Annotated in this window: 1 protein-coding gene and 1 pseudogene; both read left to right on the top strand. The window is 65.0% G+C overall.

Annotation, left to right across the window (positions count from 1 at the left end):
• Positions 1-335: DUF4376 domain-containing protein (locus tag M1B35_RS31905; protein ID WP_482827999.1), on the top strand; the 335-nt coding region annotated here is incomplete at its 5' end.
• Positions 336-355: 20 nt separating this feature from the next.
• A pseudogene (locus tag M1B35_RS31900) lies at positions 356-620 on the top strand (hypothetical protein); the annotation flags it as partial.

Here is a 620-nt window from a genome sequence, read left to right as displayed (position 1 = left end):
TCAACTACGCCTGCGAAACCGCAATCACCGCTGGGTTCTGGTCCGAAGCCCTGGGCACCGCTCACCAGTACGGCAGCCAACTGGATGACCAACTGAATCTGACCGGCGTCATTTTGGCCGGACTAGATAGCCTCTATGCCTGCCGTGACGCGGAAGGCGTAAAGGACTTTCGACCGCACACCGCTGCGCAGCTGCGCCAAGTGGGGGACGACTTCACCCTGTACAAGCTGCAGTTGCTGCAGAAGGCCAACGGGCTCAAACAGAAGCTGGACGAAGCGCTGGCCAACGCCGACATGGACGCACTGGCGGCCGTGACATGGGACGGTGAACAGTGAACACCTGGGCACCGGTGACCATGCGCTGGCCTGAGCAGGCGACGCAATGGATGGGCGAGCTGTCAGCAGCCCAGGAGCTGGCCGGCGGTGAGCTGGCCAGCACAGCCCAGCGCCTGACTGGATTGGACGGAATGACCAGCACCAACCCGGGGCCAGTCGGTGCTGCTGCAGAAAGCGCGATCGCCGCCGGCCGTGCCGCTCTGGCGGGCCAGATGGGGGAAGCCCCGGCCTGCCTGGCGGTGACGCCGTTTCAAAGTGGGATCGGCCAGGGCCAGGGGAACCAAC

Origin of the sequence: Pseudomonas morbosilactucae (assembly GCF_023241665.1) — a bacterium.
Taxonomy (GTDB): domain Bacteria; phylum Pseudomonadota; class Gammaproteobacteria; order Pseudomonadales; family Pseudomonadaceae; genus Aquipseudomonas; species Aquipseudomonas morbosilactucae.
Note: the sequence above shows the minus strand (reverse complement) of the source record. Positions and strands in the feature narration are given on the sequence as shown.